Source organism: Pseudomonas fluorescens, assembly GCF_005938625.1.
Taxonomy (GTDB): Bacteria; Pseudomonadota; Gammaproteobacteria; order Pseudomonadales; family Pseudomonadaceae; genus Aquipseudomonas; species Aquipseudomonas fluorescens_BD.
In genome coordinates this window covers 1-6,974 of the sequence record NZ_VCNJ01000098.1, presented here as the reverse complement: position 1 = coordinate 6,974, position 6,974 = coordinate 1, and the positions used below count along the sequence as shown (strand labels likewise).

The following is a 6,974-nucleotide window of genomic DNA, read 5'->3' as shown; positions in this document are numbered from 1 at the left end:
CTTAACTGACTGGCATTAGGCTTCGCAGCCCGTTTTTTTGTGTGTCCAAAAGCCTTTATGATCTGTCATCACACCCTGTAATTGCCCCAAGCTAAGGGGCAGTCAACTCGATTGCTTTCTCCACTAACGTGTGAAAATCGACGTGTTGATATTCAGCAGGGCACAAACTCAAAATGCGAGCACCATTCATGATTGAAGATGAGTTCAAGCACACCCGCGAGGAAGTACTTTTTTTTCAGCGCTATCGTGCGCAATTTGCCTCTTCCGAAGGTTGGACGATCGGTGAGCAATTCGACAACCGTTTCGACACGGAGGTTGGCGGTTCTCATTTTGTTGTCACTCAAACGATCAGCGATAAGGGTGAGATTGAGGGCGGTTTCTCTCTAGATCGATTGGCCGAGTATCCGAAGCGGACATGCGCTCCCCGAATTGTGGATTATGAGCAGGATGGCAAGAGTTATTCCCTTGTTGAAGCTGAAGCTCTTCCGGAGCTTGCTCATGTGCTGGTACGGCTCAAGGAGCGGATCTCCTCTCATGCTTCCCATTTGGCTTCAAGAGCTCTAACTACGAGCTTTGCTCAAGATGGAGATCAGTGAGCGAATTCATGATAACCGCCTCCGAAGACAACCCATGGCAAACGTGAGATCTAATAGCTGATCTCATGAAAATGAGGGGATAAAAGTGCGGAGCATCGACTTTTATGTCGGAGTTGATCTACCTCGGAAGCTGACCAGCTATGTCGAGTTAGGAGAGAGAATTTTATTGGTAGGTCGGCCGGGTCACGGTAAGACTGTGCTGGCAAGGAAAGCTTTCCCCAACGGTTGCCTGTTTGACAAGAGAGACGTGGTCCTAAAAGGCGAGACGCTAAGTGGTCGGGTCTTCCCGAGTGCTCTAGAACGTTGGGAGGCACGTACCGGGAGTACGTTAATCATCGATGAGCCACAGTTGCTTGCTCCCACGGGACTTGCGCAGCTCATCGAGCAGGCAAACTCAATTGGCCGAGGATACGTAGTCATCGCCCAAATGCATCGACCTTCAACGTCTGTGCGACAGGGTGACTGGGCCGAATCCGTTATTGTCGACCGTGCTTTGAAGATGATGACGAGTGATGGACGCGGGGTTCGAATTATCGCCTTGGAGGCCCGGCTGTGTGGCGACGAGTTCAACTGGTCCGAACGAGTGCTTAGACCACGTGTGTAACACTCGCCATCACCATTTCTTTTCTTAACTGTCGATCAAGGGTAGGTCTGTTCTGGCAATGCCTGAAGTGAAAGACGCTGCGTTAAATTCTGACATAGCGTCCCTCACTCTGAGGTAGTTCGCTAGTACACTCCCAAGACCTTCTCGTTGACACGGTCGTAAAAGCGGTACGTCGTTGTCTTAGTTCCCCTCGTAGTTTCCAGGGCTTTTGACAGGTCAGCTTCTGCGCCTGGAGCCGCATTTTTCCCACGGTAAAAGCCTAAGCTGACCCTGAAAATGTATGCCGCGAATTCACCCTTGTTCACAGGGGCATAGCCTGAAGCGGCCACGGCATTTGATGTATTCACTGCAACAGTGAAGCATTGCTTTGGCCCAAGTTTGCAACGGGCGTCGTCCATCAACCACTGAGTACCATCTGAGCCGATTCTTGTACTGCTGGTTTGTGTCGCGGCCTCGATATCGGCCTTGATATCACCCAGACATTTTTTGTAGGCAGCCTTCTGGTCTGGATAATCAGTGCGCGGCACGAAGCAGTATGCGTTGTTCAGCGTGCGCGGGTCGTTGTCCGTCGGCGCCAGCAGGAAGTTGACTGCTCCGAGCGCTCCTGCAGTGGCGGCGCTGGTCACACCACTCGAAACGTCCATTGCCAGTGAAGCCGCTGTGTGGACATTGTCGAACCCTTCCTTACGTGTTGAGTTGTCGACTTCGTTCGAGCTCAGTCGACCCAGCGGTACCTGCTTCAGAGTCGGCAACCCCGCTGATAGCAGTACCTGATCTGTCGTGGAAGTGTCTTCCGCAAACTTCAGCGGGGCCTGATTGACCAATTTCAGCGTCGACCGATCCTTTACCTCGAAACCGTATTTCACCCCATCATGTTCAAACTGATTGGTGGAAACAGGCATTGAGGTAGCACAACCTGCCAGTACGAGTGAGCTGAATAATCCTGTTAGTACCTTCATTTTTGTCATGCGTGAGCATCCCTTTCGTTTTTTCTATGTTGCCACGTTTAAAAAAAATGCAAAGAAAACCCCCGCATGGCGGGGGTTATAGGGTCGCAAACAAACTGGAAGGCGTCAGGCGACTTCTGCTGTCGACTCAACTTCGTTAGCTAAAGCATCCGAGAGGATTGCTTGATCCGTTTCGGCATCGATACCAAGCTCTTCACGCACTTCTGCTGCGAGCTCTTCGCCGGAACGGTTTACCTTTTTCATCGAATCGCGTGCGATGTGCGTTAGCTGGCGAGTAGCGCGAAGCACAGATCGCCGCCAGCCGTACTTCAGATCGGCAACAGAGTTGGATGCAATAAGCCCGCTTAGCCAAGCCGTATCGATCAGTACCAGGTAGCTGTCCAGGTCGCTGATGATGAGGGCAAAACGATTCGCGTGCGGAGTCGAAATCGAGTAAGGCTGTTCAATGGAGTGATCGTACCGGGTTTTGCTCGTGACATTTTGCGAGGCCAGCAACTGTTCGATCTGGGCTTTGTCCTTGCTGAGCTTGGCCTGGATGTCGTCGATGATTTTCATGACGGCATTCAGTACTTCGCTGTAGTCGAATGCCGTATTTTTATTGGCAAGTGCCCGAGTGACAACGTCAATTGTGAACAGGGAGCGACTTGCAACCTGGAAGGTATCTCTGAAAACGCGCTGAGCGACATCGGTGTTCAATGACACCGTAGAGCTGATGGTAGGAGTCGAAATTTTCCGTTTTGGCTCAGTTTTTCGTTTTTGCTCTTGTGGGGTTTTCTTAGCGCCTGCAGAGATTCCCGGCTGCTCAGCTACAGCGGAGTTCGTATTCAATTGATTTTCTACTGATTCGCCAACAGCTGTCATGGTCATATCCTTTGGTTGGGGGGGGTAACCTTAGGTTAACGAGGTGTTATTTGACCTGACCTTGAGTCTGCCCCCTAGCAGGGGGTTACGTGAAATGTCGACTTTACAGCTTCCAGTTGCGCTGGTAATTTTTCCATCAATTCGTTTTCTTCTCGCACAGCTGCGCTGTCGAGAGAATCCGGAGGCTTGCTTCCGGAGTGGCTGGTGATCACTTAAAACAAACACCCACCTTCTGAGTAGTTCGCTACTACTCATCACCCGTAGGGACCGCACCCTACCGGGGTCGAGGTCTCTACTTTTCAAGAGAGGCCTCTCATGAATAACCTTGCATTGACTGCTCCTAGCCCGATCGCGATAGTTTTACTGTTGATCTGCGCTGTTATCATTGTTCAATTCGCAAGAGAGCGTGTCGCAGCATTCATTTACTACATCACGCCCGTTAAGAAGGAGTCTGTTGCTCCTTCGCCCGCCGAACCTCGACCAACTGGTGCTACCAAAACTGATCTCTCCCCAGCCGCTTACAGAAAGCTGTGGATGCCTCAGGATTGGTCCGCATACGACGCTCCTGCGTTTCAACGCATGAAGCGAGTCGACTGAAGCAAGTGGTGCACCCTACGGGGTGTGCCACCAAAGCCCATCTTTGGATTGGTTTTGGTGGCACACCCCGTAAAGGACACTTCCATGATCGACGCTATTTACTGCATGCAGCTACGCGAGCTTCTCCTTGACCACAATCGCTGTGTCCCAGTGCCAAAACACATTGCTGATACCGTGAGCGAGGACCAGGTTGATTTTCGTTACGTCAAAAATTGGGCCGTGCAACAGAAACTTCTGTCGCAACATGCGGAAATCGGCCTGGTTGCTTGATGAGTCGCTTCTTGCACCGGAGAGGGAAACCTCTCCGGAAAGCGCCTTCCAGAGACAGGAAGCCTCCTGTTTGCGGAAGGTACTTTCAGCCAAATATTTCCTACCAGTTTCTCGTCCAGCTCCATGCGGAGCGGCGGAAAAAGTGTCTGGTGATCACTTAAAACATACACCCACCAATTCCAACCCCTTTGGGGCACCACGCCCCTCAGGGACGAGTCGTGCCCTTCATTTGTTCCTGGAGGAATAACCCATGGCTCGTGGCGTAAATAAAGTAATTCTCGTGGGCACCTGTGGCCAAGATCCTGAAGTGCGGTACATGCCTAACGGCAATGCCGTCACCAACCTGAGTCTTGCTACAAGTGAATCATGGACCGACAAACAAACCGGCCAAAAAGTTGAAAAGACTGAATGGCACCGTGTGTCGTTGTTCGGCAAGGTTGCAGAAATCGCGGGTGAATATCTGCGTAAAGGCTCTCAGGTCTATATCGAGGGCAAACTGCAAACTCGCGAATGGGAAAAAGACGGCATCAAGCGTTACACCACTGAAGTCGTGGTCGACATGCAGGGCACTATGCAGTTACTAGGCGGACGTCCTCAAAACGGACAGTCTCAGCAGACACCATCTAGTGCCGCACCACGTCCCCAGCAAGCCCGACCACAACAGTCTCAACAACAGTCACGATCGGCACCTCAGCAACAAGCGGCACCTCAGCCTGCTCCTGATTTTGACAGTTTTGATGACGATATTCCGTTTTGACGCAATGATTATCATTCGTATTTGAATCGATAATTTATAGATACACAACCCACACAAGGGGCGCCACCCCTTGTTGGGGTGGCGCCTTTATTTTTTGGAGGCGTGAAATGTCCAGTCAAGCTTTATCCCCGATTCAGGTTGTTACTTCCCTCGTTAAACGTTCGGAGGTGAAGTTTCTTGAGATGGTGCAAAGCACAAACGTTGGACTCAATTTCAACGCTGAAGCGTTGTATGCGGTCCAACAGTTCAGTGGAAAAAACAAGGATTTCGCTCTGAAGATTGCCCAAAGCAATCCTTCTAGCGTGATCATGGCGATGATCAACGTCGCTGCTGTCGGGTTGACGTTGAATCCAGCGTTGGCACTTGCGTACCTGGTGCCGCGCGATGGAAGGATCATGTTGGATATCAGCTACCGGGGGCTGGTCAAGATTGCTACCGACACCGGTAGTATTTCCTGGTCAAAATCCGAGTTGGTCTACAGCAACGATCACTTCAAATTTCGCGGTCCTGCACAGCTACCCGTTCACGAGTTCGATGCTTTTGCATCGATCGAGGAGCGAGGTAAGTTTCGTGGCGGTTACAACATCGCGAAGCTACCTAGTGGCGATCATCTCGTGACGCCTGTTCGGGCCGAGAAGATTTTCCAGATCCGTGATTCCTCCGAAGCCTTCAAGAAGGACAAAGGACCATGGATGAACTGGGCGGAAGAGATGTACCTCAAAACCATCACCAAGCGAGCACGCAAGGATTGGCCATTGTCCAGTCCGCGCATGGATACCGCTATGGAGATTCTGGATATTCAGAACGGAGAGGGCTTCTCTGGTGATCCTGACGCTGTAATCGACGGTCAAGCCATGCTTGTTCAGGCGGCTGACCCGGTTGTTGTGCCAATGAGCTCTCAGGCCCCTGGTCACAATCATGCATTCGTGGCTTCCCACATGGATTCTCATGTGGTCGCGGACGCTGAGTTTGAGGAAATGGGACATGTTGATCTTCAGCCTCAATTTGACCCATCCACAATTCTTCCGAAGGTGTTACAGCGTATCCAGTCAGTGATTGACCGGGCTTACACAACAGGTTGCTGGCAAGCTGCTCGAGACTGGTTCGAAGAGCAATCAGGTTTTTCTCGCGAGCTTTTACAGTATTCGCTGGATGAGCTTGACAAGGCACAGTCTGGAGCACCTGCCCAACAGCAATCAGCATGATGAGAGGTTCATCATCAACCATTAACCCAAGAGGGGCTTTCCCCTTTTGGGGCAGCCCCAACTCACGAGGAGGCTGTTATGCGAGTCGTTGATGTTGGGCAAAGAACAACACAGTGGCATGAGTGGCGCCGAGGCGGTGTTTCGGCCTCGAACGCAGCAGTTATCCTGGGAAGCTCGCCTTTCAAAACGCCTTGGCGTTTATGGGGCGAAATTCGAGGAGTGCTGCCTGTCGACGATCTGTCCAAGAACCCTTGGGTCAGACACGGGATAGTTCATGAGCCCTATGCAAGACAATGGTTTGAAGAGGAGTACGACACGATTGCTCTGCCAATTTGTGCGGAGTCGTCTGTTAACTCAATCATCAGAGCGTCGTTCGATGGGATTCAACATCAAGGACGCCCTCTAGAGATTAAATGCCCGAGCACCAGTAACTTCGAAGACGTTGTTGTCAATCGAATGGCCAGCAAGGGCTACAGGCTCTACTACCCGCAGGTTCAGCACCAAATTGCTGTAGCCGGTGCGGACATGGGATATCTGGTGTTCTATCACCCCAGTCATTCTCCCGTGGTATTCGAAATTCAACGAGAAGATTCTTTCATCGACATGATGCTGGATCGCGAGTTGGATTTCTGGGAGATGGTTCAGACTGGCAAAGCTCCACCTAAAGATCCTGAGCGCGATCACTACACCCCTGAGGATGCAGTGAGAGTGCAGTGGGCAACGTTCGCGGATCAGTTGAAACGGGTAGATGCTGATTTGGCCAAAGCCATGCAGACGGTCAAAGTCTGTAAGGAACAACGAGAGACCATCCGGGATGAACTGGTGGCGTTGATGGGGGGGTATGTTTCAGCCAAAGCTGATGGCATATCCATCACGCGATATATCCAGGATGGTTCGATCGATTGGAAGGCAGTGGCGATGCAACTCGATCCGGACTTGTCCGATGAGAAGTATGCAACGCACCGCAAAGCTGGTGGTGGTCGTGTTCGGTTGACTGTTGATGCCAACGCGGCTACTGACTCAGCTTCGATTGATGAGGTGCTGGCCGAGATGCGAGGAGGCATCTGGTTCTGAAGAAAATTAGCGGGGGCCCTTGGTTATTCCCCCCTTGATTGA

7 protein-coding genes are annotated in these 6,974 nt (G+C 51.5%); 5 read left to right on the top strand and 2 right to left on the bottom strand.

The features are described from left to right. Positions 1-188: 188 nt before the first annotated feature. Positions 189-596: a hypothetical protein gene (locus FGA82_RS30625; RefSeq protein ID WP_141129992.1), complete on the top strand. Its 408-nt coding sequence runs from the start codon at positions 189-191 to the stop codon at positions 594-596. A gap of 726 nt (positions 597-1,322) precedes the next feature. Here FGA82_RS30625 and FGA82_RS30620 read toward each other — a convergent pair. Both FGA82_RS30620 and FGA82_RS30615 read right to left on the bottom strand, forming a co-directional pair. Next, entirely contained in the window at positions 1,323-2,168 is an 846-nt protein-coding gene (locus FGA82_RS30620) for a hypothetical protein (RefSeq protein WP_141129991.1), read from the bottom strand. Positions 2,169-2,273: 105 nt separating this feature from the next. After that, positions 2,274-3,029 (bottom strand): hypothetical protein, encoded by a 756-nt coding sequence (locus FGA82_RS30615; RefSeq protein WP_141129990.1) that lies wholly within the window; start codon positions 3,027-3,029, stop codon positions 2,274-2,276. A gap of 681 nt (positions 3,030-3,710) precedes the next feature. Between FGA82_RS30615 and FGA82_RS30610 the strand changes: the two genes are divergently transcribed. The 4 genes from FGA82_RS30610 to FGA82_RS30595 all read left to right on the top strand — a co-directional run bounded on the left by FGA82_RS30610 (position 3,711) and on the right by FGA82_RS30595 (position 6,932). Next, on the top strand, positions 3,711-3,896 hold the full coding sequence (locus tag FGA82_RS30610) for a hypothetical protein (protein WP_064363860.1): 186 nt from the start codon (positions 3,711-3,713) through the stop codon (positions 3,894-3,896). Between the two features lie 250 nt (positions 3,897-4,146). Further along, positions 4,147-4,653 carry a single-stranded DNA-binding protein gene (locus FGA82_RS30605; protein WP_141129989.1) on the top strand — a complete coding sequence of 169 codons (507 nt, stop codon included), beginning with the start codon at positions 4,147-4,149 and terminating at the stop codon, positions 4,651-4,653. Between the two features lie 107 nt (positions 4,654-4,760). After that, positions 4,761-5,858: a RecT family recombinase gene (locus FGA82_RS30600; RefSeq protein WP_141129988.1), complete on the top strand. Its 1,098-nt coding sequence runs from the start codon at positions 4,761-4,763 to the stop codon at positions 5,856-5,858. 78 nt (positions 5,859-5,936) lie between these two features. Beyond that, complete coding sequence (locus FGA82_RS30595; protein WP_141129987.1) at positions 5,937-6,932, top strand: YqaJ viral recombinase family protein; 996 nt, start codon at positions 5,937-5,939, stop codon at positions 6,930-6,932. Positions 6,933-6,974 lie beyond the last annotated feature (42 nt).